Origin of the sequence: Pseudomonas trivialis, assembly GCF_001439805.1 — a bacterium.
GTDB classification, from domain to species: Bacteria; Pseudomonadota; Gammaproteobacteria; order Pseudomonadales; family Pseudomonadaceae; genus Aquipseudomonas; species Aquipseudomonas trivialis.
Genome location: NZ_JYLK01000003.1, coordinates 172,182 through 196,719 on the forward strand (window position 1 = coordinate 172,182; position 24,538 = coordinate 196,719).

22 protein-coding genes, 2 tRNA genes and 1 pseudogene are annotated in these 24,538 nt (G+C 61.5%); 13 read left to right on the top strand and 12 right to left on the bottom strand.

Annotated features, from left to right (window positions below):
* Positions 1 to 69 precede the first annotated feature (69 nt).
* From TU79_RS06300 to TU79_RS06315, 4 genes and pseudogenes are all read left to right on the top strand, one after another.
* The gene (locus TU79_RS06300; RefSeq protein WP_057007208.1) at positions 70 to 2,634 is read left to right on the top strand and encodes a TonB-dependent receptor; all 2,565 of its coding nucleotides are present in this window, start codon (positions 70 to 72) and stop codon (positions 2,632 to 2,634) included.
* A 137-nt stretch (positions 2,635 to 2,771) separates the two neighbouring features.
* Positions 2,772 to 3,380 (top strand): biliverdin-producing heme oxygenase, encoded by a 609-nt coding sequence (locus TU79_RS06305; RefSeq protein WP_057007209.1) that lies wholly within the window; start codon positions 2,772 to 2,774, stop codon positions 3,378 to 3,380.
* Between the two features lie 95 nt (positions 3,381 to 3,475).
* Positions 3,476 to 3,889, top strand: coding sequence for a YbaN family protein (locus tag TU79_RS06310; RefSeq protein WP_057007210.1), 414 nt, complete (start codon positions 3,476 to 3,478; stop codon positions 3,887 to 3,889).
* A 103-nt stretch (positions 3,890 to 3,992) separates the two neighbouring features.
* Positions 3,993 to 4,112, top strand: a pseudogene (locus TU79_RS06315) (methyl-accepting chemotaxis protein); the annotation flags it as partial.
* Positions 4,113 to 4,293: 181 nt separating this feature from the next.
* On the opposite strand, the gene TU79_RS06320 reads toward TU79_RS06315, so the two are convergent.
* Positions 4,294 to 4,857 carry an NAD(P)H nitroreductase gene (locus TU79_RS06320; protein WP_057007211.1) on the bottom strand — a complete coding sequence of 188 codons (564 nt, stop codon included), beginning with the start codon at positions 4,855 to 4,857 and terminating at the stop codon, positions 4,294 to 4,296.
* A gap of 140 nt (positions 4,858 to 4,997) precedes the next feature.
* Between TU79_RS06320 and TU79_RS06325 the strand changes: the two genes are divergently transcribed.
* From TU79_RS06325 to TU79_RS06335, 3 genes are read left to right on the top strand one after another with little or no spacing between them, the layout of a single operon-like run.
* The gene (locus TU79_RS06325) at positions 4,998 to 6,425 is read left to right on the top strand and encodes a di-heme oxidoreductase family protein (RefSeq protein ID WP_057007212.1); all 1,428 of its coding nucleotides are present in this window, start codon (positions 4,998 to 5,000) and stop codon (positions 6,423 to 6,425) included.
* A 31-nt stretch (positions 6,426 to 6,456) separates the two neighbouring features.
* Complete coding sequence (locus TU79_RS06330; protein ID WP_057007213.1) at positions 6,457 to 7,521, top strand: imelysin family protein; 1,065 nt, start codon at positions 6,457 to 6,459, stop codon at positions 7,519 to 7,521.
* A 2-nt stretch (positions 7,522 to 7,523) separates the two neighbouring features.
* Positions 7,524 to 8,621 (top strand): DUF1513 domain-containing protein, encoded by a 1,098-nt coding sequence (locus tag TU79_RS06335; RefSeq protein WP_057007214.1) that lies wholly within the window; start codon positions 7,524 to 7,526, stop codon positions 8,619 to 8,621.
* 304 nt (positions 8,622 to 8,925) lie between these two features.
* Here TU79_RS06335 and TU79_RS06340 read toward each other — a convergent pair whose 3' ends face one another.
* From TU79_RS06340 to TU79_RS06385, 10 genes are all read right to left on the bottom strand, one after another.
* Positions 8,926 to 9,153, bottom strand: coding sequence for a hypothetical protein (locus TU79_RS06340; RefSeq protein ID WP_057007215.1), 228 nt, complete (start codon positions 9,151 to 9,153; stop codon positions 8,926 to 8,928).
* A complete protein-coding gene (locus TU79_RS06345) occupies positions 9,150 to 9,869 on the bottom strand; it encodes a lipopolysaccharide kinase InaA family protein (protein WP_057007216.1) in 720 nt (239 codons plus the stop codon). Before TU79_RS06345 ends, TU79_RS06340 begins: the two co-directional genes overlap by 4 nt.
* A 4-nt stretch (positions 9,870 to 9,873) precedes the next feature.
* Positions 9,874 to 10,554, bottom strand: a complete 681-nt coding sequence (locus TU79_RS06350; protein ID WP_057007217.1) for a class I SAM-dependent methyltransferase — start codon at positions 10,552 to 10,554, stop codon at positions 9,874 to 9,876.
* A 156-nt stretch (positions 10,555 to 10,710) separates the two neighbouring features.
* The gene (locus TU79_RS06355) at positions 10,711 to 11,997 is read right to left on the bottom strand and encodes a sensor histidine kinase (protein WP_057007218.1); all 1,287 of its coding nucleotides are present in this window, start codon (positions 11,995 to 11,997) and stop codon (positions 10,711 to 10,713) included.
* Positions 11,987 to 12,670: a two-component system response regulator ColR gene (gene colR / locus TU79_RS06360; protein WP_003175870.1), complete on the bottom strand. Its 684-nt coding sequence runs from the start codon at positions 12,668 to 12,670 to the stop codon at positions 11,987 to 11,989. Before colR ends, TU79_RS06355 begins: the two co-directional genes overlap by 11 nt.
* A 167-nt stretch (positions 12,671 to 12,837) precedes the next feature.
* Positions 12,838 to 14,484 carry a chaperonin GroEL gene (gene groL / locus TU79_RS06365; RefSeq protein ID WP_057007219.1) on the bottom strand — a complete coding sequence of 549 codons (1,647 nt, stop codon included), beginning with the start codon at positions 14,482 to 14,484 and terminating at the stop codon, positions 12,838 to 12,840.
* Between the two features lie 50 nt (positions 14,485 to 14,534).
* Complete coding sequence (locus TU79_RS06370) at positions 14,535 to 14,831, bottom strand: co-chaperone GroES (protein ID WP_003175874.1); 297 nt, start codon at positions 14,829 to 14,831, stop codon at positions 14,535 to 14,537.
* Positions 14,832 to 15,073: 242 nt separating this feature from the next.
* Positions 15,074 to 15,550, bottom strand: coding sequence for an FxsA family protein (locus TU79_RS06375; RefSeq protein ID WP_057007220.1), 477 nt, complete (start codon positions 15,548 to 15,550; stop codon positions 15,074 to 15,076).
* Between the two features lie 66 nt (positions 15,551 to 15,616).
* The gene (locus TU79_RS06380) at positions 15,617 to 16,348 is read right to left on the bottom strand and encodes a HugZ family pyridoxamine 5'-phosphate oxidase (protein ID WP_057007221.1); all 732 of its coding nucleotides are present in this window, start codon (positions 16,346 to 16,348) and stop codon (positions 15,617 to 15,619) included.
* Between the two features lie 102 nt (positions 16,349 to 16,450).
* A complete protein-coding gene (locus TU79_RS06385) occupies positions 16,451 to 17,458 on the bottom strand; it encodes a DUF481 domain-containing protein (RefSeq protein WP_057007222.1) in 1,008 nt (335 codons plus the stop codon).
* Between the two features lie 194 nt (positions 17,459 to 17,652).
* Between TU79_RS06385 and TU79_RS06390 the strand changes: the two genes are divergently transcribed.
* The 4 genes from TU79_RS06390 (at position 17,653) to TU79_RS06405 (ending at position 22,428) form a co-directional block, all read left to right on the top strand.
* Positions 17,653 to 17,967, top strand: coding sequence for an MGMT family protein (locus TU79_RS06390; RefSeq protein WP_082638401.1), 315 nt, complete (start codon positions 17,653 to 17,655; stop codon positions 17,965 to 17,967).
* A gap of 44 nt (positions 17,968 to 18,011) precedes the next feature.
* Positions 18,012 to 19,544 carry an AmpG family muropeptide MFS transporter gene (locus tag TU79_RS06395; protein ID WP_057007224.1) on the top strand — a complete coding sequence of 511 codons (1,533 nt, stop codon included), beginning with the start codon at positions 18,012 to 18,014 and terminating at the stop codon, positions 19,542 to 19,544.
* Positions 19,545 to 19,738: 194 nt separating this feature from the next.
* Positions 19,739 to 21,454: a proline--tRNA ligase gene (locus TU79_RS06400; RefSeq protein WP_057007225.1), complete on the top strand. Its 1,716-nt coding sequence runs from the start codon at positions 19,739 to 19,741 to the stop codon at positions 21,452 to 21,454.
* 20 nt (positions 21,455 to 21,474) lie between these two features.
* Positions 21,475 to 22,428 carry a hypothetical protein gene (locus TU79_RS06405; RefSeq protein WP_057007226.1) on the top strand — a complete coding sequence of 318 codons (954 nt, stop codon included), beginning with the start codon at positions 21,475 to 21,477 and terminating at the stop codon, positions 22,426 to 22,428.
* 130 nt (positions 22,429 to 22,558) lie between these two features.
* Here TU79_RS06405 and dinB read toward each other — a convergent pair whose 3' ends face one another.
* Positions 22,559 to 23,617: a DNA polymerase IV gene (gene dinB, locus TU79_RS06410; RefSeq protein ID WP_057007227.1), complete on the bottom strand. Its 1,059-nt coding sequence runs from the start codon at positions 23,615 to 23,617 to the stop codon at positions 22,559 to 22,561.
* Positions 23,618 to 23,896: 279 nt separating this feature from the next.
* Here dinB and TU79_RS06415 point away from each other — a divergent pair.
* Together TU79_RS06415 and TU79_RS06420 are read left to right on the top strand one after the other, a co-directional pair.
* Positions 23,897 to 23,973 (top strand) — tRNA-Met (locus TU79_RS06415).
* 259 nt (positions 23,974 to 24,232) lie between these two features.
* Positions 24,233 to 24,309: transfer RNA gene (locus TU79_RS06420), tRNA-Met, on the top strand.
* The last annotated feature ends 229 nt before the right edge of the window (positions 24,310 to 24,538 follow it).

Genomic DNA, 24,538 nt, shown 5'->3' on the forward strand with positions numbered 1-24,538 from the left:
AGCCAATGCAACTGATTCCTATTTGGAGCAGTGCGCACCTATAAGATTCGTACCTCCGGAGCGTTCACGATGTCCTCTCGTTTCAACCGTCGGTCTTCCTCGCCCGTCCTGTCCCTGCTGACTGCCGCCCTCCTGATGGCCGCCGCGCCGGTGATGAGCGCTACGGCTGCCGAGCCGACCCCGCGCAGCCATGGCAATTACACGTTCAGAATCGAACAGCAGCCGCTGGTCTCGGCGCTCAATGCCTTTACCGCCGTGACCGGCTGGCAAGTGGGCCTGCCGGCCGAGCTGGGCCAGGGTGTGTCATCGCCCGGCGTGCGCGGCGCGCTGCCACCCGAGAAAGCGCTGGATCGGCTGTTGGTGGGGACCAACCTGAGCTACCGCAAACTGGGCAATAACAACATCGTGCTGGAAAGACGCGCCGGCGGCGGCACCGTCAACCTGCAACAGGTGACCATCAGCGCCACCCGTACCGAGCAGGCGGTGGACAGCGTACCGAGCACCGTCACCGTGCATGAGCGCCAGGCACTGGACCGCCAGAACGTGAACACCCTTCGCGAACTGGTGCGCTACGAACCCGGCGTATCGGTGGGCGGCGCCGGTACTCGCTCCGGCAATGCCGGCTATAACATTCGCGGGATCGACGGCGACCGCATCCTCACCCAGGTCGACGGCGTCGAAGTGCCGGACAACTTCTTCAACGGCCCCTACGCCAAGACCCGTCGCAACTACGTCGACCCGGAAATCGTCAAGCGCGTGGAAATCCTCCGTGGCCCGGCCTCGGCCTTGTACGGCAGCAGCGCCATCGGCGGCGCCGTCAGTTATTTCACCCTCGACCCGGACGACATCATCAAGCCGGGCCAGGACGTCGGCGCCCGCCTGAAAACCGGCTACAGCTCCGCCGACGACAGCTGGCTGACCTCCGGCACCGTCGCCGGCCGCGTGCAGGACGTCGACGGCCTGCTGCACCTGAGCCAACGCAGCGGTCATGAAACCCAATCCTACGACGGCAACAACGCCACCGGCCTGGCCCGCACCGGCGCCAACCCGGAGGATGCGCGCACCACCAACGTACTGGCCAAACTGGGCTGGAACTACGGGGACGACAACCGCCTGGGCCTGACCTACGAAAAGTACAAGGATGATCGCGACGTCAACCTGAAAAACGCGGTGGGTGGCCCGTTCATTGGCGGCCGCGGCTTCAACCTCTACCGCGACCGGCGCGGCAACGACACCATCACCCGCGAACGTTTCGGCCTGGAAAACACCTTCTCCCTCGAGTCGCCGATAGCCGACCGCATCAAGACCAGCCTCAATTACCAGATCGCCAAGACCGACCAGACCACCGCCGAGATCTATCAGTCGGGCCGCCGCGTTCTGCGCACCCGCGACACCCTGTACGAACAAAAGCAGTGGGTATTCGACGCCCAACTGGACAAGGCTTTCAGCCTCGGCGACACCGATCACCAGGTGACCTACGGCACCACGCTCAAACAGCAGAAAGTCACCGGTTCGCGCGAAGGCGGGGCCACGTGTCTGGCGGTTGGCAGTGGCTGCACCGCCATCGGTGCACCGAGCCCGCAAGCCAGCGACAGCGTGAAGAAATCCAGTGACTTCCCGGACCCGACCATCAACACCTATTCGCTGTTCGCCCAGGACCAGATCACCTGGGACAAATGGACCTTCCTGCCCGCCGTGCGCTACGACTACACCCAGCTCAAGCCGAAACTGACCCAGGCGTTTCTCAACACCGTAAACCCCACGGGTGCGGATTCGGTCAGCGACAAGAACAAGACCTGGCACCGCGTGACGCCCAAGTTTGGCCTGACCTACGCCCTCACCGACCAATACACCTGGTTTGGCCAATACGCCGAAGGTTTCCGCACGCCCTCCGCCAAGTCGCTGTACGGCCGCTTTGAAAACCTGAACCTGGGTTACACCGTCGAACCCAACCCCGACCTCAAGCCGGAAACCAGCAAAGGGATCGAAACCGGGATTCGCGGCGCATTCGACGCAGGCTCCTTCGAGATCGCGGTGTTCTATAACAAGTACCGCAACTTCATCGACGAAGACAACGCCGTGGTCGGCGGCACCGTGGAGCAGTTCCAGGCCATCAACATCAAGCGCGCCACCATCAAGGGCGTCGAAGCCAAGGGCCGCCTCAACCTGGAGGCCTTCGGCGCGCCGCAGGGTCTCTACACCCAGGGCGCGGTGTCCTATGCCTACGGTCGTAACGATGAAAACGGTGAACCGCTCAACAGCGTCAACCCGCTCAAGGGCGTGTTTGGCCTGGGCTACGACCAGGACAACTACGGCGGCCTGCTGAGCTGGACACTGGTGAAAAAGCAGCATCGCGTCGACAGCAGCACCTTCCACGCACCGGACGGCGACACCAGCAGCCCGTTCAAGACACCGGGTTTCGGCGTCCTCGACCTGAGCGCGTACTACAAAGTCAGCCAGGACGTGACCATCAACGCTGGCCTCTACAACCTCACCGACAAAAAATACTGGAACTGGGATGACGTGCGCAGCTACGACAGCGTCGGCGAAGCGGCAGTGACCGGCCCGGCCAACCTCGACCGCCTGACCCAGCCCGGCCGCAACGTCGCGATCAACCTGATCTGGGACATCTGACGCCACCAGCCTCACCCCGCCGCGATTGTTCAGCGCCGGGGTGAGGATTTTTTACTGTGCCGCGTCTTCTTGTTCGTCTAGTTGATAACCGCTCTCTACAGGGCAACCAGGCGCTACCCTTCTCAAGGACTTTTTCGATGACCGCTTCCCCTACCGCAGAACGCCCAAGCCTGCGCTCCCAGCGCCTGAACCAGATCACCCACGCGCCACACGCCCGGCTCGACGCCCTGGTCAAGGCCCACGCCCCCTTCGACACCCAGGCCAACTTCGCCCGTTTCGTAGTGGCGCAGTACCTGTTTCAGTCGGAACTGGTGGCGCTGTACAACGATGCCGAGCTGATCGACATCATCCCCGACCTTGCCGAACGTTGCCGCGCCGACGCCGCCCGTCTCGACCTGAGCGACCTCGATACCGAAGTGCCGGCCCCGTTCGAAGGCGCCGTGCAGAACCCGAGCAGGGCCGAAGCCCTGGGCTGGCTGTTTGTGTCCGAGGGTTCCAAGCTCGGCGCCGCGTTCCTGATCAAGCGCGCCGTGGGCCTTGGCCTGAGCGAAACCTTCGGCGCCCGCCACTTGGGCGAGCCGGCCGGTGGTCGCGCCGAAGGCTGGAAGCGCTTCACCCGTACCCTCGACGCCCTTGAGTTCAGCGCCGAAGAAGAAGCCGCCGTGGAGAAAGGCGCGATTGACGCGTTTGTACGCTTCACCGTGCTGCTCGAACAGGCGTACGCTAGCGCCCCCGAACTGGCCTGATACCTGAATTGGAATGCGATCAAATGTGAGAGGGGGCTTGCCCCCTCCCACACTGGGCTCGCATTTCACATTGATTTTCTGTGATAGCCCTACCTATGACCGGCAAACCCCAGCCCACCTCAAAAATCGCACAGCTCCTGTTCGGCCTGCTGGCCTACGTCAGCCTGGGCATCGGCCTGGTGGCGATTGTAATCCCGGGGTTGCCCACCACCGAATTCATCCTGCTGGCCGCCTGGGCCGCCACCAAAAGTTCGCCGCGCCTCAGCGCCTGGCTGGAAAACCACCGCCTGTTCGGGCCCATCCTGTTCAACTGGCGCAACGGCAAAATCATCGCGCGCCGCGCCAAGGTCAGCGCCACCGTCAGCATGCTGGTGTGCGCCCTCCTGATGCTGGTGATGCTGGATCACGGCTGGCCGATCTACCTGGCAATTGCCGGCATGGGCCTGGGCAACCTGTGGATCTGGTCGCGCCCGGAACGGCTCGCAGCCCCTGCCCAACGCGGCATGTAGTCTTTTTCCTACCGCTCATCGCCTCAAGCTCGCGCAGGCTCACCAGCAACGTGCAGAAACTGCTGCAGGCCAACGCTGCTGAACAAGCCTTGCCGTTGCAGAAAACAGCGAGCAGATCGGTTCGGTGCTGGAAGTGATCCGCAGCATCGCTGAGCAAACCAACCTGCTGGCCCTGAACGCAGCCATCGAAGCGGCACGCGCCGGCGAAAGCGGGCGGGGTTTTCCGTCAGCTTATTGGTAGCTGACCCACCGCTATCGGGAGCAAGCCCCCTCCCACACTTGGATCTCCATTTGTCTGATGGATATCACACTGCTTTTGATCTCAGGCGTGCGGGCACACCGAGCATTAGCGAGGCGCCGGAACCCCTATCAGCCGTCACCGCAGCAACCGATATGCCCCTCTGTCAAACCCCGGACCACCCCTGCACAAACGCCGCCACATCCTCCTTGGGCGCACTGCGCGGTGAATTCTGCGGCGTCCCCAAATACAGAAAACCAATCACCTCTTCCCCCTCCACCAGCCCCAACCCTTTGGCGACATGCGGCGAATACGACAACTCCCCGGTGCGCCACACCGCACCGATCCCCTGCGCATAAGCCGCCAGCAAAATGCCATGGGCCGCACAGGCTGCTGCCAGCAGCTGTTCGGATTTGGGTACCTTGAAATGCGCCTGCAGGCGAGCAATCACCACCACCACCAACGGCGCACGCAGGGGGCCGTTCCGGGCCTTGTCGATGGCCGCTTGCGGCGCCTCGGCATCATTGAGCAGCGCCGCTTCGGCCAGCAAGGTGCCCATGTGCTCACGGGCAGCGCCTTCCACCGTGAGGAAGCGCCACGGCCGCAGTTGCCCGTGGTCAGGCGCGCGCATGGCGGCGGCGAACAGCACATCGCGCTGCTCCTGGGTCGGTGCCGGCTCCAGCAGACGCGGCACGGAAACACGGTTGAGCAAAGCGTCGAGAGCCTGCATGGGCCACCTCCAGAAAAAAATGTGGGGTCATTCTAGCGGGAAAGAAACGCGATGCCAGCAAACGATAATTGCTCTTATTCATTGCCCCCGGCCCTGTTAGACTTTGCGACCCCTTTTTCGCCATCGCCTCAGGAAACTCGATGTTCCGTTCGCTTTTTCGCCTGTGCGCAGCATTGATGGCCTTGAGCCTGACCGCCTGCGACGACGCCCCCAGGTTCACCAAGGCAGCGCCTGGCGAAGCGCGGGCCGGCGGCGCAGCGACGGTGAACAAGCGGGACCAGAATGCGTTCTCCCTGCCCTCGGCCAACCTGTCGCCCACACGCCGCGTGGACTTCAGCGTCGGCAACAGTTTCTTTCGCAGCCCCTGGGTAATCGCCCCCTCCACCACCACCGCCCGCGATGGCCTGGGGCCGCTGTTCAACACCAACGCTTGCCAGAACTGCCATATCAAGGACGGGCGCGGCCACCCGCCGCAGCCCGATGCGCCCAACGCCGTTTCGATGCTGGTGCGCCTGTCCCTACCGGATACGCCGGACTACGCCAGGCTGATCGAACAGACCGGCGTGGTGCCCGAGCCCGTGTACGGCGGCCAATTGCAGGACATGGCCGTGCCGGGCGTGGTGCCGGAAGGCAAAGTGCGGGTCGACTACACGCCCGTCAACGTCACCTTCAAAGACGGCACGGTGGTCGAATTGCGCCAACCTGCGCTGCAGATCACCCAGCTCGGCTATGGGCCGATGCACCCGGACACGCGCTTTTCCGCACGCATCGCCCCGCCGATGATCGGCCTGGGCCTGCTCGAAGCCATCAGCGAAGCCGATATCCTGCGCAACACCGACCCGAAGACCGCCGGCAGGGACGCACTCATCGGCCGCGCCAATCAGGTGTGGGATGACGCCCGGCAAACCACGGTGCTCGGCCGTTTTGGCTGGAAAGCCGGGCAACCGAACCTCAATCAACAGAATGTTCACGCGTTTTCCGGTGATATGGGCCTCACCACGTCCCTGAGGCCGTTCGATGACTGCACCGACGCTCAAGTCGCCTGCAAACAGGCGCCCAACGGCAATGGCCCCGAGGGTGAGCCGGAAGTCAGCGACAATATTCTGCGCCTGGTGCTGTTCTATACCCGTAACCTTGCGGTGCCGGCGCGTCGCGGCGTCGACACGCCGCAGGTGCTGGCTGGCAAAAACCTGTTCTACCAGGCCGGCTGCCAGGGCTGCCACACGCCGTCGTTCACGACGGCTGCCAATGCCGCCGAGCCCGAGCTGGCCAATCAGTTGATTCGCCCCTACAGCGACCTGCTGCTGCACGACATGGGCGAAGGCCTGGCCGACCACCGCAGCGAATTCAAGGCCGGTGGCCGCGACTGGCGCACGCCGCCGTTGTGGGGCATCGGCTTGACGCAGACCGTGAGTGGCCACACCCAGTTTCTGCATGACGGCCGCGCCCGCAACCTGCTTGAGGCCGTGCTGTGGCACGGCGGCCAGGCACAGCCGGCGCGGCAGCAGGTGCTGTCCTTTGATGCCGAGCAGCGTGCCGCGTTGCTGGCGTTCCTGAATTCTCTATAAGCTTTGCCCCAATCCGATAAGGGAGCTCGACATGTTCCGTCCCAAGTTGTTGTTCACCAGCCTGGCCGCCCTCGCCCTCGGCGCCTGCTCACCGCAAGACCCGCAAGCCGTGACCTCGGCGGCCATCGCCAAGCAGGTGATCCTGCCGACCTACAGCCGCTGGGTCGACGCCGACCGTCAACTGGCCGTCAGCGCCCTGGCCTACTGCCAGGGTAAAGAGAGCCTGGACACCGCCCGCGCGGACTTCCTCCATGCACAAAAAGCCTGGGCCGAGCTGCAACCGCTGCTGATCGGCCCGCTGGCCGAAGGTAATCGCGCGTGGCAGGTACAGTTCTGGCCGGACAAGAAAAACCTGGTAGGCCGCCAGGTCGAACAACTGGTCACCGCACAGCCGCAGATCGACGGCGCAGCCCTGGCCAAGTCCAGCGTGGTGGTGCAAGGCCTGTCGGCCTACGAATACATCCTGTACGACGCCAAGACCGACATGGCCGACGCCGCGCAAAAAGCCCGTTACTGCCCACTGCTGATGGCCATCGGCGAGCGTCAGAAAGCCCTGGCCGAAGAGATCCTGGCGAGCTGGAACAGCACCGACGGCATGCTCGCGCAAATGAGCAAGTTTCCCAACCAGCGCTATGCCGATTCCCACGAGGCCATCGCCGACCTGCTGCGCGTGCAGGTGACCGCACTGGACACCCTGAAGAAAAAACTCGGCACGCCGATGGGCCGCCAGACCAAGGGCATCCCGCAGCCGTTCCAGGCTGATGCCTGGCGCAGCCAGTCGTCCCTGCAAAGCCTGGAGGCCAGCCTCGCTGCCGCGCGCACTGTGTGGGTAGGTGTCGACAACAAGGGCCTGCGTGGCCTGTTGCCGGCCGAGCAAAAGCCGTTGGCCGACAAGATCGACGCCGCCTACGCCGCCTCGCTCAAACTGTTCGCCAGCAACCAGCGCAGCCTCAATGAACTGCTGGCCGATGACGCCGGACGCCAGCAGCTCAACGATATCTACGACAGCCTCAACGTCGTCCACCGCCTGCACGAAGGCGAGCTGGCCAAGGCGTTGGGCATTCAGCTTGGCTTCAACGCCAATGACGGTGACTGATCATGCTCAGGCGACAGGCTTTGGCGGTGGGCAGCGTATTGCTCAGCGCCCTCACCCTTGGTGGCTGGACGGTGTTCAAGCAGAAGGACAAGAGCCCGCTGCTGCTGTCGGCGCGCGATGATGCCGATGGCAACCACTACGCCGTGGGCTACCGTCTGGATGGCAAGCCGGTGTTTGCCACCCAGGTCGGCCAGCGCTGCCACGACATCATCAACCATCCGACGCTGCCGATTGCGCTGTTTGTCGCCCGTCGTCCGGGCACCGAGAGCTACCTGATCGACCTGCGCGATGGCGCACTGCTGCAGACCATCACCGCCAACGCCAACCGTCATTTCTACGGCCATGCGGTGATTCACAAAGGCGGCGATTGGCTGTACGCCACCGAGAACGACACCTGCGACCCCGGTCGTGGCCTGCTCGGCGTGTACAGGTTCGAAGGCGAGCGACTGGTGCACAGTGGCGAGCTGTCCACCCACGGCATCGGCCCGCATCAGGTGTCATGGATGCCTGATGGCGAGACCCTGGTGGTGGCCAACGGCGGTATTCGCACCGAAGCCGAAAGCCGCGTGGAGATGAACCTCAACGCCATGGAGCCGAGCCTGGTGCTGATGCAGCGCGACGGTACGCTGATCAGCAAGGAGACCCTCGCCCAGCCGATGAACAGCGTGCGCCATATGGGCATCGCCAGCGATGGCACCATCCTCACCGGGCAGCAATTCATGGGGCCGTCCCAGGAGCGTTCCGAGCTGCTGGCGATCAAACGTCCCGGTCAGCCCTTCGTGGCGTTCCCGGTGGCCGATGAGCAGTTGCAGGCGATGGGGCATTACACCGCCAGCGTCGCGGTGCACAGTGAGCTGCGCCTGGTGGCGTTGACTGCGCCTCGGGGTAATCGCTTTTTTATCTGGGACATGGACAGCGGCGAGCTGCGCCTGGATGGGCCGTTGCCTGACTGCGCGGGTGTGGGGGCAGTGGCGGATGGGTTTGTGGTGACGTCAGGTCAGGGGCGCTGCCGGTTCTACGATTGCCGACAGAAACAGCTAGTCGCCCAACCGCTGGAGTTGCCGGCGGGGCTTTGGGATAACCACCTGCACCTGGTCTGATCTGCGCCATGACGGAGCCTCTGTGGCAAGCGGGCTTGCCCTAATGCCGTTCAGTTAAGCGCAGATTCCCTGTGGCGAGCAGGCTTGTCCTGCGTTGGGCTGCGCAGCAGCCCCAAAACCAGGCGCTGAGCCGTATCAGGTACACCGCGTTTTGCTGGATTGGGGGCGCTTCCCACCCCAACGCGGGACAAGCCCGCTCGCCACACCAAGCCCGTTCCCCTGGGTGATGGGCGTTGATTTCAGATCCGTTGCCCACAAAAAAAGGGCCTCACGGAGTAAGGCCCTTTCGGGGGTTTCAATCGTTTCAACTCTGCGGCCTCATCCCTTGGGACATCCCGAACATGAACAACAGCAAATCATGATCGGGCCTGGCCGCCACATTGGCCTTGGCAACCCGCGGCAGCAGGCATTGCCCGCTACCTTGAGTGGCGCTGAGCACTTGTGTCCGAGGTTGCTCCCACGCAGCCAGGGCAAGGGCTGATACGCCCAACGCCCCGACCAGAAACAAACCTCGTGCTATTTCTAGCTTCATTTGGTTAAACCCTTGATAGCGCTGCCAAACGCCGTCTCGTAAAAATAGCTCAGTTTCTTCCAGTCGCTATCGCTGAACGACGAATGGCGACGCAGTTGCAGCATGTCGTGGGACGCGGCCCGATAAGCGGTCAGGCGCTGGCGGCATTTTTCGAAGTCCAGCAGTGCCACTTCCACCTTGGCCGAGTCAACCTCGCCCGTCACCTTCACAAACACGTGCTTGATGTACAGGCAACCATGTTGCCAGCGACCCTTGTGCATGCGGGCCAGGGTCTCGGCCAATTCCTTGAGCAGGCGCTCATGCACCGCTTCGCCATACTGTTGGCGGCCGCCGGCGGCGTACCAGTTTTCGATCTCGTCGAAACCGTCCAGCGCAGCCGTCACCAACAACGCTTTCCATTGGTGTTCCGGGTCGCGACGCGCCTCGCAGAACACCATCTCGGGCACGCGCACGTCCAACAGGCGCAAGCCCTTGAGCGCGTCGCGCTCGCGCAATACGGTCGGACGCCCGAACGGGTGCAGCCAACTGCGGTAGATGTGCCCGGTCTGACGCTTGCTGTAGAGCAAGCGGCCGTTGGCGCTAACCACACGTTGCACACCGCTCTCTCCGCCACGTCGACGGTTGGGTTCCTCGACCCACTCGCCCTGCTGGCGCCAGAAATAATCAAATCGCTCTTCGGGAGCTACATGACTGCCTGCTACGCACTCAACTGCCATCCTGTTACCTCTTGCGCAATACGTAAACTCGCCACATGGCGTAGAGCGGGATGAAATCCAGGGATTCCTGAACACGGAAACCGGCCTGCTCAAATTCTGCCTCAACAGTAGCAGCCGGTAACACAAATCTGTTTTGGTAACCGTCCTGCTCACCTTTCCTGCGACGTTTGACTTCGGCACGCTTGCGTTTCCAGGCCTTGAAATTGCCGTCCACCCACAGCGAAATGATCACGCTGTCGCGGGTCACACGCTGGAACTCCCGCAGAATCGCCAGCCTGTGCGCCGGATCACCGATATGGTGCAGCAGGCGCATGCAAAAAATGCTGTCGACCGAACTGTCTGGCAAATCAATATCAAAGGCTGAAGTCTGCAAAGGCCGTACCCGTTTCACCACATCCGCCGGTTGAGCGAGTGTCGCGACCTTCAACATGGATGCGGAATTGTCCGCACCGATGATCACACGGTTGGGCTTTTCGGCCAGCAGCGGCCAGAAACGACCGGCACCGCAAGGCAGGTCCAACACCAGGCCCGGCTCACCGGCCATGGCCAACGCGCCGCGCGCCAATTGCTCGTCGCGTTTGTGGGACAGCCGACGCGCCAGATTGTCCTGATGCTTGAGCAAATAATTCTGCGCATGCTGATCATCGTACTTCTCGGAAAATTCGAGCTTGATTGGGGAAGGCATCTTACGTCTCCGGTCACTGATGCCTGCAACCTTAAGCAGCGAACTGTGATCAACAGGTCAATCAAGTGTGAAAAACTTGTCCTGTCTATTCTGATACATTTCAAGACGTTACTGAAAACCGCAGAAGCGAGAGTGCCCGCCCACTGCAGACTGCGCTTAAGGCTTGGGCGGATTCAGCTCGACACGAAAGCAGCAACCGCTGGGCTCCATGGTGCTCAAGCTGACGCTCCAGCCCTGGTTCTCGCAAATGCGTTGTACCAGCGACAACCCGAGCCCCAGGCCTTCACCGCGCTTCTCGCTGCCAGTGCCGCGCACGAACGGCTCGAACATCGCTTCGCGCTTCTCCTCGGGAATCCCCACGCCGGAATCCTCCACCACAAAACCACTGGGCTCCAGGGTGAGGCGAATAAAGCCGTGTTCGGTGTAGTGCAAGGCGTTGCGCAACAGGTTGCCCATCACCGCGTGCAAAAAGGTGGTGTTGTAACGCGTGTCCAGCGGGCTGCCCGAGTGGTAGATGAGCTCCAGGCCCTTGCGCTCGATGGGCTCGCGCCAGATGCCGAGCAGGTCTTCCGCCACCTGCGGCAAGGTCACCTGGGGCGACATGGTTTCCTCGCTGTGTTCGGCGCGGGCGAGCATCAGGAAGGTCTGCACCAGTTCGCGCATCTCTTCACAGGCGCGGGCGATGCGCTGCACCTGGTTGCGTCCGCGCTGATCGATCGCCGGGTTCTCCAGCAGCAGTTCGCAGGAGCTGGCCAGCACCATCAGCGGGGTGCGCAGCTCGTGGCTCACGTCGCTGGTAAACAGCTGCTCGCGCGACAGCGCCTGGCGTAGACGGCCCAACGTGGCGTCGAACGCCACGGCGAGTTCACCGACTTCGTCAGCCGCATAATCCGGTGCCAGGGGCGGTGCCAGGCCGAGTAACTGGTCGCGGTGGCGCACCTGACGGGCCAGACGTACCACCGGCGCCATCACTTTTCGCGCCAGCACCCAGCCGAGGAATACCGCCAGCGCCAGGCTGAGCACAAAGCCCACCAGCACCACGGCAAACAGCACACGCTCGCGCTCCTCGAAATCGCTCTGGTCCTGCAGCAAGACATAGCGGCGGCCATCCACCACTTCGACCATGGCGTGATACGACAGCGACTCGCGAAACACCTCATGGAAGCCCGGTTCCAAATGGCGAAGGTCCTTGGGCAGCTCGAAGTCGCCCGGCCCGCCGCTGAAATAAAACAGCTGGTCCGGCTCGGGACGGTGGCGCCAGTCCTCAACGCTGTCCATCAACAGCAGGCGTTGCAGGTCGCCGCCCAGGCCGGCCGAGATGAGTTTCTCCTCCACCAGGTGCACCGTGGCAACGATGCCCATGGCGAAAGCCCCCGCCACCAGCGCGCTCATCAGGGCAAACGCGATGATGATCCGCTGGGCAAGGCTTTGCTTAAACTCCATCTCGACCCTCGGCCAGGCGGTAACCCACGCCGTGCACGGTTTGCAGCAGCGGCTTGGCGAACGGCTTGTCGATCACCTGGCGCAATTGGTGAACGTGGCTGCGCAGGCTGTCGCTGTCCGGGCAATCATCGCCCCACAGCGCTTCTTCGAGGATCTCGCGACGCAACACGTGGGGGCTCTTCTGCATCAAGACCGCCAGCAGCTTGAGGCCGACCGGGTTGAGCTTGAGCAGGCGGCCCTCGCGGGTCACCTCGAGGGTGTCGAGGTCGTAGCTCAGGTCGCCCACTTGCAGGGCACGCCGTCCGCCACCCTGGGCACGGCGCAGCACGGCTTCGATACGTGCGGCCAACTCGGACAACGCGAACGGCTTGAGCAGGTAGTCATCGGCGCCGGACTTGAAGCCTTGCAGACGGTCATCCAACTGGTCGCGGGCGGTGAGCATGATGACAGGCGTGTCACGCCGCGCATCCTCGCGCAGGCGCTTGCACAGGGTGTAGCCGTCGATGCCCGGCAGCATGATGTCGAGCACGATCAGGTCGTAATGCTCGGTGGCGGCCAGGTGCAGGCCCGACAGACCGTCCTGCGCACAGTCGACGGTATAGCCCTTGAGCCCCAGATAATCCGCCAGGTTGGCGAGGATATCGCGGTTGTCTTCAACCAATAAAATTCGCATGGGCAATGTCTCCGTACGCGGTAACGGCCATGTTGGCTCGCGCAGCTTAAGGGCAAGTGTGGTTTACGGCTAGGGCTGGAGGGCCAATCGCCTCTGGAATGACAGCCAATAAAAAGCCCCGCCTGCATCACTGCAGGCGGGGCTTTCGGTACAGGGGTAAGGCTGGCTTACATCATGCCGCCCATGCCACCCATGCCGCCCATGTCTGGCATACCGCCGCCAGCCGAGCCTTCAGCCTTTGGCTTGTCGGCAATGGCGGCTTCGGTGGTGAGGATCAGGCCACCAATGGAGGCCGCTGCCTGCAATGCCGAACGAGTCACCTTGGTAGGGTCCAGGATGCCCATTTCGATCATGTCGCCGTAGACGCCAGTCGCAGCGTTGTAACCGTAGTTACCTTTGCCGTTCTTGACTTCGTTGACCACAACGCTTGGCTCGTCGCCGGAGTTGGCAGCGATCTGGCGCAGCGGTGCTTCAACAGCGCGACGCAGTACCGCAATACCGACGTTCTGGTCAGCGTTGTCGCCGGTCAGGTTGGTCAGCGCTTCCAGAGCACGGATCAGCGCAACGCCACCGCCAGGTACCACGCCTTCTTCGACGGCTGCGCGGGTTGCGTGCAGGGCGTCTTCAACGCGGGCTTTCTTCTCTTTCATTTCAACTTCGGAGCCAGCGCCAACCTTGATCACTGCAACGCCGCCGGACAGCTTGGCCAGACGTTCCTGCAGTTTTTCACGATCGTAGTCCGAGGAAGTTTCGGCAACCTGGGCACGGATCTGGTTGATACGGGACTGGATGTCGCCTTCAACGCCAGCACCGTCAACGATGATGGTGTTTTCCTTGGAGATGGTCACGCGCTTGGCGCTGCCCAGGTTTTCCAGGGTGGCGCTTTCCAGGCTCAGGCCGATCTCTTCGGAGATAACGGTACCGCCGGTCAATACGGCGATGTCCTGCAGCATGGCCTTGCGACGGTCGCCGAAGCCCGGCGCCTTGACGGCGGCGACTTTAACGATACCGCGCATGTTGTTCACAACCAGCGTCGCCAGGGCTTCGCCTTCAACGTCTTCGGAAACGATCAGCAGCGGACGGCCGGCTTTGGCAACGGCTTCCAGCACTGGCAGCATTTCGCGGATGTTGGAGATCTTTTTGTCGACCAGCAGGATCAGCGGGCTGTCCAGCTCGGCAACCATGGTCTCTGGCTTGTTGACGAAGTACGGGGACAGGTAGCCACGGTCGAACTGCATGCCTTCTACAACCGACAGTTCGTTTTCCAGGCCGCTGCCTTCTTCAACGGTGATCACGCCTTCTTTACCGACTTTTTCCATGGCTTCGGCAATGATGTCGCCGATGGAGCTGTCGGAGTTGGCGGAGATGGTACCGACCTGAGCGATGGCCTTGGTGTCAGCGCATGGCTTGGACAGGTTTTTCAGCTCGGCAACAACGGCGATGGTCGCCTTGTCGATGCCGCGCTTGAGGTCCATCGGGTTCATGCCGGCAGCGACGGCCTTGTAGCCTTCGTTGACGATTGCCTGAGCCAGCACGGTAGCGGTGGTGGTGCCGTCGCCTGCGTCATCGTTGGCACGGGAGGCAACGTCTTTGACCAGCTGCGCGCCCATGTTTTCGAAACGATCTTCGAGCTCGATTTCCTTGGCGACGGAAACGCCGTCCTTGGTGATGGTCGGAGCGCCGAAGCTCTTCTCGATGATCACGTTACGGCCTTTCGGGCCCAGGGTCGCTTTTACTGCGTCAGCCAGGACGTTGACACCGGTGAGCATTTTTTTGCGGGCGGAATCGCCGAATTTAACTTCTTTAGCAGCCATGATCGATATTCCTTAAATACTTTGTAGTAACGGGAAAATGAGCGGGAAAATCAGTCTTCCAGAACAGCGAGAATCTCGTTCTCAGCCATAACCAGCAGGTCTTCGCCGTCGACTTTCACAGTGTTGCTGCCCGAGTAAGGGCCAAATACAACCTTGTCACCGACTTTAACGGCCAGCGCACGTACGTCACCGTTTTCCAGAGTCTTGCCTGGGCCTGCAGCGACGATCACACCGTGGTTGGCTTTTTCAGCAGCCGAACCTGGCAGAACGATACCGCCAGCGGTTTTCTTTTCTTCTTCGCTGCGACGGATTACGACGCGGTCGTGCAGAGGACGAAGCTTGCTCATTGTCGATCTCTCCTAATTGTGTTTTTCATCGGCCGGTATCAGTACCGGCGGGTTGTAATCCGGCTATGCCGGTCGCGCCTCGCAAGGCAAGACGCGGAAGTCTGTCTGGCGTTGCCACCAGAAAACCTTTCGGTGACCGATACATAAGGGCGCATAAGCTTATTACAAGGGGCCGAGACGGATTTTTTTGCATCTGCCCCCTAACGCAACACGGCACCCGAAGGTGCCGTGTCAGTGAAGCGTTATTTGTTGTCGCGGTGTTCGAACTCGCCTTCGATCACGTCGCCTTCACGCCCAAGAGGCTGGCGCGGTGCCGGGCCGCCTCGGGGTTGCAGGTCGTCGGCGAAGGCGCGCTGGCGCATTGCTGCCTCTTCGGCACGCTGGCGCATCTTGCCGGCCAGCAGTTTGCGGGTGACCGGCAGCAGCATCACCAGGCCAACCACGTCACTGATAAAGCCTGGCAGGATCAACAGGCCACCCGCCAGGGCCATCATCAGGCCTTCCAGCATGGTCTGGGCCGGCAGTTCGCCGCGATTCAGGCTTTCACGGGCACGCAATGCCGTGGCCAGGCCGGCGACGCGCAGTACCAGTACGCCGAGCATCGAGCCGAGAATAATCAGCAACAGGGCCGGGAAAAACCCGAGTGCACTGCTGACTTGAACGAAGACGAACAGCTCCAACACCGGGAACAGCAGAAAGAGCAATAAAAAAGGGCGCATCAAATGGTTCCTCAACGCAAGAATGCCTTGCCAGTCCACCCTAGATGACGTCGCCATTGTGTGAATTCAAGCGCTGACGGGCTCTTTTTTCGGCCAGGCCTCGGCATGGGCCAATGAAACCAGGGCCTCGCGTACTTGTGTCGGCGTATTGCAAGGCGTTGCAAACGGCAACCAGTGCAGCGATTGGCCGATACGCAGGTGCAGACCTTCGCTGTCGATGCCGGCCAACTGCGCAGGCTCGCGGGTCGGCAAGTCGCCCAACTGCACGTAGTGGGCAATGGCCTTGGCATGATCGCTGTTCATGTGCTCGACCATGCTGCGTTCGGCCTTGCCGGCGAACGGGTTGGCGAGGGTCAGTTGGTCGACCCAGTGAATCGCGCCGAACCCGCCAATATAACGGTGACGTACCGGTTTGAGCACCCAGAAGTCGAAATCGTGGGCCTTGTGATAGTTGGCCGAATCGGGGAAGTAGCGGTAATAGCGCTCGGCGGCAGCCTCGATGGCAGCGGCGTCTTCGAGCCTTTCGGCTTCGGCGAGGTAAGTCAGACGCCCCACGGCCTGCACATCGTGCGCCTCGCGCTCGCCCACCAGCAGCGAGCACTTGGGGTCTTTTTGCAGGTTATGGGTGTGCTGGGCAATCCGGCTGATAAGGATCAGCGGCCGGCCCTGCGCGTCCAGGCAATACGGCACGACTGAGCCGAATGGAAAGCCGGGCATCGCTTTGGACAGTGTGGAGAGAGCCCCACGGTATTCCTTGAGCAACAGCTCTCGGGCATTTTTGGCAACCTGCGCGCTCAACGTATGACTCCTCGTGTATTCCGTCGCCCATGGCTTATGGGAATGGATCTCAACACAAGGTAATCAATCTACGCGCCGGTTGCCAGCCACTGCCCTGCAGTATTACCAGGCCACGCCAAAGCCTGCGGTGTAGCGCGTTTTGCTCAGGTCACTTTGCTCTTCACCGCTGACCACATCGCGCTCGGCCTTGAGGTTGAGCGACGCCCATTCGGTGACCTTGTAGCGCAGGCCGATTTCCGCATCCAGCGAGTAGTCAGCCGGTGCGTCTATCGGCTTGCCCAGCTCGCCGTTGGTGAAGAACTCCACGGTCTTGCCAATCAGGTAGCGGTTGTAGTTCCACTTCATGGCCAGGGAATAGAAGTTGTCCTTGCCGCCGTTGGCATATTCGTAATCGGTGCGGTTGACCAGCGAGCCGAGGGAGAATGCACCCAGTTCGTCATCCCAGAACTGATAGCCCGGACCGGTACCGACGGTGCGTTGGCGCGCCAGTTCTTCAACCTTGTCGCGCTTGTAGGTCAGGCGCCCCTGCCAGAACCAATGCTCGGTGATGAAGCGATCCAGGTCGTATTCCAGGGCCCAGTTGTCGGTGGTGGTAACGTCGTCCTGGAATTCGCGGTTGTATTCGCCCTGCCCGGTATGACGCCATTGGCCGTGACGCGCGGTGGTCTTGAAATCGATGTCGTAGTCGTTGGTGTCCCGTTCGGCGCGTTTATAGTCCAGGGCCATGTCGACATTGCCTTTCCACACCAGGTCCTGAATCACAGGCTTGGGCTTGAGGATCTGCTGGATGCTCGCCAGCTCAACGGTCTTGGGCGCTTCGCCATTGGCCAGAACCACTTTGCCATCCTCCGCAGGTTTCAGGGACTTGGCCTTCTCACCGCTGTAGGCGTCCTGCTTGACCAGCAGCTCCTGGTCGCTCTCCAGGGTTTTCACCTGCTTCCAGTCCACCGGAATGGCGCCACCGTAGCTGGTCTGGATCAGCAGTTTGCCGCCGTCGAAAACCTTGATCTTGCCCGTCAGGCGGTCACCGTTTTTCAACCAGACGGTATCGGCAAGCACGGGCGTGGAGGCGCTGAAAATAGCGAGGCACAGCAGAGTTCTGGACAACATAAGCGGATTCGGGGCTCAGGGTTGGCGAAAAAAAGACGATTATCGTGTTAGATAGCTAGCACTGACTCAAGTATGAATGTTCAGTTCAACCAATGCCCTTATTTTTACAGACGTTTCTTACAGATAGACAGACGATCTCAACGGATAGGCCCACAGTGAATCAAGCTGCCAACACCCCGCAAAGCCCCGCAGACATGCGCCGCGCCGCGTTATACCTGACGCTGGCGCAGATTCCCGAAGGCTGCGTGGTGAGTTATGGCGAACTGGCGCATCTGGCAGGGCTGGGCCGCGCTGCACGTTGGGTGGGGCGCACCCTCAGCCAGTTGCCGGAGGACACGCGCCTGCCCTGGCATCGGGTGCTGGGTGCCGGTGGTCGGATAAGCCTGCCGGCGGGCAGCGCCTCGGGCGACGAGCAACGCGCGCGCTTACGCGCTGAGGGCCTCACAGTGCGCAACAATCGCGTGGATATTCAGCGCCATGGCTGGCGCCCGGTAGAGCACAGCGGTTAGAGTGCGCGCTTTGTTTCCCGTGAATCTGAGGCAGACTCCAGCCCATGCCCCGTAAAACCTGGCGCGCCGCGCTCGCCGCCTATGCCAGCCCTTCGACGCTCGTCCTGCTGTTGCTTGGCTTTGCCGCCGGTCTGCCTTACATGTTGGTGTTTTCGACGCTGTCGGTGTGGTTGCGCGAGGCTGGAGTGGCTCGCGAGACCATCGGCTATGCGAGCCTGATCGGTCTGGCGTACGCCTTCAAATGGGTCTGGTCGCCGCTGCTCGACCAATGGCGCCTGCCACTGCTCGGCAAACTCGGACGTCGTCGCTCGTGGCTGGTCCTCGCCCAATCGCTGGTGATCCTCGGATTGATCGGCATGGGCTTTTGCGACCCGCAAAAACATTTGTCCTGGTTGATCGCCATTGCGGTGGTGGTGGCGTTCGCATCGGCCACCCAGGATATCGCGGTGGATGCCTATCGGCTGGAAATCGCCGACGACAGCCGCCAGGCCGCCCTGGCCGCCAGCTATATGTCCGGTTACCGTATCGCCGCCCTGCTCGCCACGGCGGGCGCACTGTTTTTTGCCGAGGGTTTCGGCTCTACGGGTTTCAACTATAAGCATTCGGCGTGGACCGGCACTTATGTGCTGTTCGGCGCGCTGATGGTGCCAGCGCTGCTGACCACGCTGTTCATGCGCGAGCCCAACGTACCGCTGCGCACCCAACTGCAGGCCGGGCGCTACAGCTTCATGCATCAGCTTGTTTCCGTATTTGTGCTGATCGTGCTGCTGGTGTCGGTGCCGGCGATGTTCACCCAGCTGTACAACACCGATTTCGCCAGCGTGCTGTTCCAGGGTGTGAGCCTGTGGCAGTTGCTGATGGAAGACCGCGCCTTCCTGCGCGCCATCCTCTACATCATTCTGACTGCGCTGTGCCTGTCGACCATGGGCCGCCGAGGCCTGGCGCCGGTGCTCACGCCGGTCAACGACTTTATCCTGCGCTACCGCTGGCAGGCGCTGCTGCTGCTCGGGCTGATCGCCACCTATCGCATGTCGGACACGGTAATGGGCGTGATGGCCAACGTGTTCTATATCGACCAGGGTTTTACCAAGGACCAGATCGCCGGGGTCAGCAAGGTCTTCGGCCTGATCATGACCTTGGTGGGCGCCGGTATGGGCGGGCTGCTGATTGTGCGGTTCGGCATCCTGCCGATCCTGTTCATTGGCGGCGTGGCCTCGGCCGGCACCAACCTGCTGTTCGTGATGCTCGCCGACATGGGCCCCGACCTGCAGATGTTGATCTTCACCATCTCGCTGGACAACTTCAGCTCGGGCCTGGCGACTTCGGCGTTCGTGGCGTACCTGTCGAGCCTGACCAACCTCAAGTTCTCCGCCACGCAATACGCCCTGCTCAGCTCGATCATGCTGCTGCTGCCGCGCCTGATCGGTGGGTACTCGGGGGTGATGGTGGAGAAGTTCGGCTATCACAACTTCTTTCTGATTACCTGCATGCTGGGTGTGCCGACGCTGCTGCTGATTGCGCTGCACTGGTATCAGGAGAATCAGCGGGCGCGGTTGAATCCTCCCGCCGAAGAGTGACACGCCTCGGTCAATGTGGGAGCTGGCTTGCCTGCGATGCAGACACCTCGGTACATCAGGCACGCCGCGTGGATGCCATCGCCGGCAAGCCAGCTCCCACCTGAAGCCCTCCCTTTCTGATGCCTGTACTCCGGCAGCAAGCGCCCGTACAATCCCAAGTCATTTCAAGTCCAAGCAACCGACAACGGCCTACCATGCGTACCAGTCAATATTTGCTCGCCACACAGAAAGAAACGCCTTCCGACGCGGTTGTGATCAGCCATCAGTTGATGCTGCGCGCCGGCATGATCCGCAAACTGGCCTCGGGCCTGTACACCTGGCTGCCCATGGGCTTGAAGGTGATGCGCAAGGTCGAGGCCATCGTTCGCGAAGAGATGAACGCCGCCGGCTCTCTGGAAGTGTTGATGCCGAGCACCCAGCCGGCTGAGCTGTGGCAGGAGTCCGGGCGCTGGGAAGAGTACGGCCCTGAGCTGCTGCGTTTCAAGGACCGTCACGGCCGTGATTTCTGCGCCGGCCCGACCCACGAAGAAGTGATCACCGACCTGATGCGCAATGAGCTGAGCAGCTACAAGCAGCTGCCGCTGAACCTGTATCAGATCCAGACCAAATTCCGTGACGAAATCCGCCCGCGCTTCGGCTTGATGCGTGGCCGTGAATTCATCATGAAGGACTCGTATTCGTTCCACGCCGACCAGGCTTCGCTGCAGGTCACCTATGACCGCATGCACCAGGCCTATTGCAACGTGTTCACGCGCCTGGGCCTGAAATTCCGCCCGGTTGAAGCAGACAACGGCTCCATCGGCGGCGCCGGCTCCCACGAGTTCCACGTACTGGCTGAATCCGGTGAAGACGATATCGCCTTCAGCAACGGTTCCGACTACGCAGCGAACATTGAGAAAGCCGAAGCGGTGCCGCGGGAAACCTCGCGCCCGGCGGCGGCTGAAGAACTGCGTCTGGTGGACACCCCTGAGACCAAGACCATCGCGGCCCTGGTGGAAAAATTCAATCTGCCGATTGAAAAGACCATCAAGACCCTGATCGTGCGCGCCGAGGAAGAAGGCAAACTGATCGCCCTGGTCATCCGTGGCGACCACGAGCTCAACGAAATCAAGGCGGCCCAGCAACCTGGCGTGGCCAGCCCGCTGGTGATGGCCACCGATGCCGACCTGCGCGACGCCATTGGCGCCGGTGCCGGTTCCCTCGGCCCGCTGAACCTGCCGCTGCCGATCATCATCGATCGTTCGGTTGCACTGATGAGCGACTTCGCCATCGGCGCCAACATCGACGACAAGCACTACTTCGGCGTGAACTGGGAACGTGACCTGCCGGTTCCCACCGTGGCCGACCTGCGCAATGTGGTGGCCGGCGATCCGAGCCCGGATGGCAAGGGCACCCTGGAAATCAAGCGCGGCATCGAAGTGGGGCACATCTTCCAGCTGGGCAACAAGTACAGCAAGGCGATGAAGTGCGAAGTGCTGGGCGAGAACGGCAAGCCGATCACCCTGGAAATGGGCTGCTACGGCATCGGTATTTCCCGCGTGGTGGCGGCTGCCATCGAACAGAACAACGACGACAAGGGCATCATCTGGAGTGACGCCCTGGCGCCGTTCCAGGTTGCCCTCGTGCCGCTGCGCTATGAAACCGAACAAGTGCGCGAAGCCACCGACAAGCTGTATGCCGAACTCACGGCCGCCGGTTTCGAAGTGCTGCTGGATGACCGGGACAAGAAAACCAGCCCGGGCATCAAGTTCGCCGACATGGAGCTGATTGGCATCCCGCACCGGATCGTGGTCAGTGACCGCGGCCTGGCCGATGGCAATCTGGAATACAAAAGCCGGACCGAAGCCGACGCCCAACCGTTGCCGGTGGCTGACGTGCTGTCTTTCCTTCAGGCGCGTATTCGTCGCTGAAAACCAGATCAAGAGAAGTCATGTTCAAGCGAAACACCAGAGCCCTGAGGGGTGCCGCCTTGTGCGGCGCCCTGCTGGTCAGCGGCTGCGCCAACCAGATGTCACAACGCAGTGAGCACGAGGAGCGGGTCGAGCGTAAGTTGCTCGATCACAGCCTGCAGATCGATGTAGGCGAGCCCAAAGTGCTCGAACTGCCGCAGCGCCGGGTTCGCATTCACGAACAGAAGACCTTCGAAATCACCGAATTCGAAGTCACCCGTCGTTACGACCGCTACACGCCCTACCAGCCCTGGCGCAAACTCTATGAAATGCCCCTGGGTGCCGTCGCCCTGGTGGCGGGTGCGGGCGCCAACGTGGCGAACATCTTCGCCCTCGGCAACCTGCCCGACAGCATGACCCATGACTGGCTGATCTACGGCGTGGACGGCCTCAACCCGTTCATGAACGTGCAATCCCACGGCCGTGCGCAGCAAAACCTCGCCGGCATCGATGAAGTCCAGCGCGACAAGCGCCTGGAGTATTCGAGCCTGCCGTGGAGCGAGCGCCCGGTGCAGGTCACCGCTGGCAGGCAAACCCACGAGCTGACCACCGACCGCAACGGCGTGCTGCGCCTGAACCTGTTGGACAGCCCGTTTGCCGAGCAGGACCTGAATCACATCACCACGCTGCTGATCAGCGTGCAGGATGGTCAGGACGATGTGCATTCGGATGCTTCCCTGTCGGTCAGCAACGGCCTGCGCGGCAAGCTGCTGGAAGCCCATGGGCTGATTTTTGACGACCTGGAAGACGACGAAGTGAGCCAGTGGGTGCACCGGGTCAAGCGCCTGTCGGAGCTGGGCCTGGAAGAGGAAGCCAGTGAGCTGGAGCAAAGCCTGATCGAACTGACCCGCAATGATCCGGAGTTGCAGCAGGAGTTTCTGCAGGCGCTGACCAAGGATGCGGGACGGCTGGTGGCGGACCCCGGCGCTCGCTGAGTTTTCGCAAACGCTGTAAATCCAAATGTGGGAGGGGGCTTGCTCCCGATAGCGGTGGATCAGCCAGCTTATATATAGCTGACCCACCGTAATCGGGAGCAAGCCCCCTCCCACATTTTGCTCCGGGTTTCTACCAGGAGAATTCCAACTGTTCATTGCCGTTGCTGAGGTCGAGCAACCGCACCCCAATCCCCAACAACCGCACCGGCTTGCCCCCACGATTGAACGCCTGGGTCATCAGCTGTTGATAACTCTCCAGATCCCGCCCTGCCCCGGCCTGCTCCAGGGTTGTCTGGGTAAAGTCATGAAACTTCACCTTCACGAACGGCTTGCCCGCGCGGTAGCTACTGTCGATGCGCGCCATGCGCCCGGCCAGGGTTTCCATCAGTTCGGGCAGCCTGGCCAGGCAACTGGCAAGATCGGGAAGGTCCGTATCAAAGGTATTTTCCACGCTGATGGACTGTCGCCGGCTGTCATTGTGCACCGCGCGGTCATCGATCCCACGGGCCAGGCTCCACAAGCGCTCACCGAAGCTGCCGAATTCGCGCACCAGCGCCAGCTTGTTCCACTCACGCAGTTGCAGGCAGTCCTCGATTCCCAGCCGCGCGAGCTTGTCGGCGGTGACCTTGCCCACGCCGTGCAGTTTGCTCACGCGCAACTGGGAGACAAAGTCTTCGATCTGGTCCGGGGTGATCACAAACAGGCCGTTGGGTTTTTTCCAGTCACTGGCGATCTTGGCCAGAAACTTGTTCGGCGCCACCCCGGCGGACACGGTGATGTGCAATTGATTGGAGACGCGGCGGCGGATGTCCTGGGCGATTCGGGTAGCGCTGCCGCCAAAATGCGGGCTGTCGGACACGTCGAGGTAGGCTTCGTCCAGCGATAACGGTTCGATCAGATCGGTGTAGTCGCGAAAGATCGTCTGGATTTCCTTCGAGGCTTCTTTATAGGCGTCCATGCGCGGCTTGACGATGGTCAGGTCCGGGCACAGTTTCAGGGCGTGGCGTGATGACATCGCCGAGCGCACCCCGTAGGCCCGCGCCTCATAGTTACAGGTAGCGATCACTCCGCGCCGATCCGCCGAGCCACCCACGGCCAACGGTTTTTGCGCCAGGCTCGGGTCATCGCGCATCTCGATGGCGGCGTAGAAGCAATCACAGTCGACGTGGATGATTTTGCGCTGCGTCATATAAACAGGGGTGTATTTCAACGGGTGGCCAGTATCGCACTCACCCCTGTATATAGCACCAGTAGTTTGATTCTTCCGCCTGAGCGGTAGGAAATTTACCCGATGAATGTGTTTTCTCAATCGAATCAGAGCCTCCGATAGAGCTGAGAGCCCCGGCCACGCTGGGCCAGCGCGGCTCACAGCGCCACCATGGAGAGCTAACCGATTGAACCACAAGCGCTTTTCTTCAATTTACGGGTTGACACACTCGCGTTCCTCTGTAGAATGCCGACACACAGACGCGGGATGGAGCAGTCTGGTAGCTCGTCGGGCTCATAACCCGAAGGTCGTCGGTTCAAATCCGGCTCCCGCAACCACACATCAAAAAAGGCTACTCGAAAGAGTGGCCTTTTTTGTGCGTGCCTGTTTTATCAACAACTGGACCGCGCTTTATTCGAAACGAACGGCCTGGCAGTCCGGCGCGGGGCAAGCCCGCCCGCCACCCACTCCGCTCGCCACAAAAGTGTTTTCAATCGAGCACTTAGGCGGCATGGGTGGATTAATCACACTTATTTGCCGCATCCGCCCATTAACGGTTGACACCTCGTCGCTGGGCTGTAGAATGCCGCCCACAGACGCGGGATGGAGCAGTCTGGTAGCTCGTCGGGCTCATAACCCGAAGGTCGTCGGTTCAAATCCGGCTCCCGCAACCAAACATCAGAAAAGGCTGCTCGAAAGAGTGGCCTTTTTTGTATCCGGTGAAAAAGTTCTTCTTAAACAATGACCTGGCATCTTTCATGAAACCCTCCACGGTTTGTTGAGTCCATCTCATTGCACGCTATGCTCAATGTTCAAGCACTACCCTCTACGACCAATGGCCGCTGTCGCCGCCCCCGGTGTTCCGCGTTAATATTTGTACTTATTTTGTCCATAGGGATTGGT

Bases quoted from the DNA above. Each gene is read 5' to 3' on its own strand.
- TU79_RS06300 (WP_057007208.1), top strand. From the start codon at position 70: ATGTCCTCTCGTTTCAACCGTCGGTCTTCCTCGCCCGTCCTGTCCCTG.
- colR (WP_003175870.1), bottom strand. From the start codon at position 12,670: ATGCGAATTTTATTGGTTGAAGACAACCGCGATATCCTCGCCAACCTG.
- TU79_RS06355 (WP_057007218.1), bottom strand. From the start codon at position 11,997: ATGGAGTTTAAGCAAAGCCTTGCCCAGCGGATCATCATCGCGTTTGCC.
- TU79_RS06335 (WP_057007214.1), top strand. From the start codon at position 7,524: ATGCTCAGGCGACAGGCTTTGGCGGTGGGCAGCGTATTGCTCAGCGCC.
- TU79_RS06340 (WP_057007215.1), bottom strand. From the start codon at position 9,153: ATGAAGCTAGAAATAGCACGAGGTTTGTTTCTGGTCGGGGCGTTGGGC.
- groL (WP_057007219.1), bottom strand. From the start codon at position 14,484: ATGGCTGCTAAAGAAGTTAAATTCGGCGATTCCGCCCGCAAAAAAATG.
- dinB (WP_057007227.1), bottom strand. From the start codon at position 23,617: ATGACGCAGCGCAAAATCATCCACGTCGACTGTGATTGCTTCTACGCC.
- TU79_RS06310 (WP_057007210.1), top strand. From the start codon at position 3,476: ATGACCGGCAAACCCCAGCCCACCTCAAAAATCGCACAGCTCCTGTTC.
- TU79_RS06400 (WP_057007225.1), top strand. From the start codon at position 19,739: ATGCGTACCAGTCAATATTTGCTCGCCACACAGAAAGAAACGCCTTCC.
- TU79_RS06390 (WP_082638401.1), top strand. From the start codon at position 17,653: ATGCGCCGCGCCGCGTTATACCTGACGCTGGCGCAGATTCCCGAAGGC.
- TU79_RS06395 (WP_057007224.1), top strand. From the start codon at position 18,012: ATGCCCCGTAAAACCTGGCGCGCCGCGCTCGCCGCCTATGCCAGCCCT.
- TU79_RS06320 (WP_057007211.1), bottom strand. From the start codon at position 4,857: ATGCAGGCTCTCGACGCTTTGCTCAACCGTGTTTCCGTGCCGCGTCTG.
- TU79_RS06305 (WP_057007209.1), top strand. From the start codon at position 2,772: ATGACCGCTTCCCCTACCGCAGAACGCCCAAGCCTGCGCTCCCAGCGC.
- TU79_RS06375 (WP_057007220.1), bottom strand. From the start codon at position 15,550: ATGCGCCCTTTTTTATTGCTCTTTCTGCTGTTCCCGGTGTTGGAGCTG.
- TU79_RS06350 (WP_057007217.1), bottom strand. From the start codon at position 10,554: ATGCCTTCCCCAATCAAGCTCGAATTTTCCGAGAAGTACGATGATCAG.
- TU79_RS06405 (WP_057007226.1), top strand. From the start codon at position 21,475: ATGTTCAAGCGAAACACCAGAGCCCTGAGGGGTGCCGCCTTGTGCGGC.
- TU79_RS06370 (WP_003175874.1), bottom strand. From the start codon at position 14,831: ATGAGCAAGCTTCGTCCTCTGCACGACCGCGTCGTAATCCGTCGCAGC.
- TU79_RS06345 (WP_057007216.1), bottom strand. From the start codon at position 9,869: ATGGCAGTTGAGTGCGTAGCAGGCAGTCATGTAGCTCCCGAAGAGCGA.
- TU79_RS06325 (WP_057007212.1), top strand. From the start codon at position 4,998: ATGTTCCGTTCGCTTTTTCGCCTGTGCGCAGCATTGATGGCCTTGAGC.
- TU79_RS06385 (WP_057007222.1), bottom strand. From the start codon at position 17,458: ATGTTGTCCAGAACTCTGCTGTGCCTCGCTATTTTCAGCGCCTCCACG.
- TU79_RS06330 (WP_057007213.1), top strand. From the start codon at position 6,457: ATGTTCCGTCCCAAGTTGTTGTTCACCAGCCTGGCCGCCCTCGCCCTC.